Source organism: Acinetobacter sp. 102, from assembly GCF_037028485.1.
Classification (GTDB): Bacteria; Pseudomonadota; Gammaproteobacteria; order Pseudomonadales; family Moraxellaceae; genus Acinetobacter; species Acinetobacter higginsii.
This window is the reverse complement of sequence record NZ_JAZEZK010000050.1, coordinates 1-1,901: the sequence shown is the minus strand read 5'-3', so window position 1 is coordinate 1,901 and position 1,901 is coordinate 1. Positions and strand designations below refer to the sequence as shown.

4 protein-coding genes are annotated in these 1,901 nt (G+C 40.2%); all 4 read left to right on the top strand.

What is annotated here, in order from left to right; translation table 11 throughout:
• Window positions 1–401 (top strand): hypothetical protein (locus WA352_RS21620; RefSeq protein WP_336143900.1); only part of this gene is annotated, 401 nt, incomplete at its 5' end.
• Between the two features lie 133 nt (window positions 402–534).
• Window positions 535–1,317: a hypothetical protein gene (locus tag WA352_RS21615; protein WP_336143898.1), complete on the top strand. Its 783-nt coding sequence runs from the start codon at window positions 535–537 to the stop codon at window positions 1,315–1,317.
• Entirely contained in the window at window positions 1,314–1,637 is a 324-nt protein-coding gene (locus WA352_RS21610; RefSeq protein ID WP_245106762.1) for a hypothetical protein, read from the top strand. The genes WA352_RS21615 and WA352_RS21610 overlap by 4 nt, the downstream gene beginning before the upstream one ends.
• 13 nt (window positions 1,638–1,650) lie before the next feature.
• Window positions 1,651–1,833, top strand: a complete 183-nt coding sequence (locus WA352_RS21605) for a hypothetical protein (RefSeq protein WP_336143895.1) — start codon at window positions 1,651–1,653, stop codon at window positions 1,831–1,833.
• Window positions 1,834–1,901: the final 68 nt, after the last annotated feature.

Sequence of the window (1,901 nt, the reverse complement as noted above, 5' to 3'; positions counted from 1 at the left end):
GCTTTTACTCAAAGAGCGAGATAAGTATGAACATAAAAACCAATTTGGTCAAATCAGCAATAGGAGTTGGCATAGTGACAGCACTTGCAACTGCTTACGCTTCATTGCCAAAACAGCCAGTTTACATCATGGCTCCTTTCACTGTTGATTCAATCAACGTCAAAAAAGAACAAGCCACTCTTTTAACTGCAAACGAAGAATATTCGCTTGAAGTTGATTACGTTGCATCGGTTTTTAAAGATGGCAACGGTGTAGGTCACAACTGGATTGATGTCGAAGTTAAAGAAATCAAAGATATTCGCGTCTATTCAGAAGATGGCGAAATCCAAGCATACGTTGATCGTCTCGATGTTGTAGAGATCAAGGACCTCATCGAACAAGAACTAAGAGAGCGCATTTAAGCGCTCCAGGAGAACGTCATGAATGACCCGTACAAAGAATTCGCTGTCGTAATGCTTTTCGTATTTATCGGTTTATTTGCATCACTAGTGATTCTTTACAAAGTGATCTGTCCTGCGATTTGGGGGGTGTGAGATGAATAACTACAAAATCAAAGTGAACAATGAAGCTGAAAGCAAAGAAGCTCAGGAGTTGTTTGAACAATTGGGCTTTAATTGGGCTAGTGATTATCCTGAAAATGGAGAATGGTACTCACACTTATATGCTGAAAATTCTACCTGCTGTCATTTGCCTATTTATGTTTGGAATGGTCTTGGAGATAAATTTAAAGAACTCACCCTCCCTCAACTTCGCGACCTTGTTGTGTTGCATCGCAATGATGTGAAGGATGCGAATTGGGTAACCGAAGGTGATGATCAGATTTATAAAGACTCAAGTGGCAAGTCTTTCATTTTTCGTAAACAAGGCTGGGATGAGTTGCAGCGTCATGAGATGCGTCAAGCAATGTGGGAAAAGGTTAAGCCCAAACCACAACCTACCGAAGCAGAACAAGGCCTGATTAGTGGGGCTGATGCACTCAAAGCTATGATGGAAGGAAAAAGAGTTCTTTATTCTGGATATAAAAATCAGGATTGGGATACAGCTCTTAACTGCAACTTGGGTGTTTTTCTTAAGCATGAAAAGTTCCCTGATTTTAGTTTCAAGATCGTGCCCCGCACCATAAAGCTTGAGCTAGAGATTCCTGCCTGCGGGAGAAACTACAAACATGGTCAATTTATTTGGATTTTAAACAGCTTAGAACCAAATGAATATTGCTCAGTAATACTTGATGAATCAGATGAATTACCAGCCTATTGGTGGGAAACAGAAGAAGAAATCAAGCAAGTTGTTGCGGCGCTTAGGGGGATTAAGGGATGAGTTATTGGTACGACACTATTCAACAAAGCCTTTATGACGCTGGATTTGAGCCGAGTAAAGAGCAAATAGAACAAATAGTTGAAGATGTAAAAATTGCTATCTCTATGGAGTCCGAGGCAACAGGATCTGTTCATATTCAGCCATTTAACGATGCTGAACGAGAACTTAAAAAACTTAAGGCAGAACGTGAGCAAGAGAGAATATTCCAAGCGTCTTCTGAGCCATGCAAATACTGCATTGATGGGTTATCTAAAGATGGTTGGGGGCGTAGTTGGACATGTACTTACTGCAACGGCAAAGGCCGTGTAGTTAACAACTAAAGGAGCCACAACAATGAACGCTCAATCATACATCAAAGAGTTGTCACAGAAAGATTTCAACTCACTTGAACAAGTAGTCGAGTTCGCTTTTCAGTTCAATGTGATCAGCTCTAAAGAATACCGTGAATGGCAAGAGACTATCAGAAATGTCGAAGCCAAAAAAACAGAACAGCTTTTAAAAGTTTTAGCAGCCTAATGAGAACAAATCTGCGCAATTTATCCAAAAAGTAAGGAAATTGTGCAGATATTTGCTCGGAGAATAGA

Excerpts from the sequence above, each read along its gene's own strand:
- WA352_RS21605 (WP_336143895.1), top strand. The coding sequence starts at position 1,651 with ATGAACGCTCAATCATACATCAAAGAGTTGTCACAGAAAGATTTCAAC.
- WA352_RS21610 (WP_245106762.1), top strand. The coding sequence starts at position 1,314 with ATGAGTTATTGGTACGACACTATTCAACAAAGCCTTTATGACGCTGGA.
- WA352_RS21615 (WP_336143898.1), top strand. The coding sequence starts at position 535 with ATGAATAACTACAAAATCAAAGTGAACAATGAAGCTGAAAGCAAAGAA.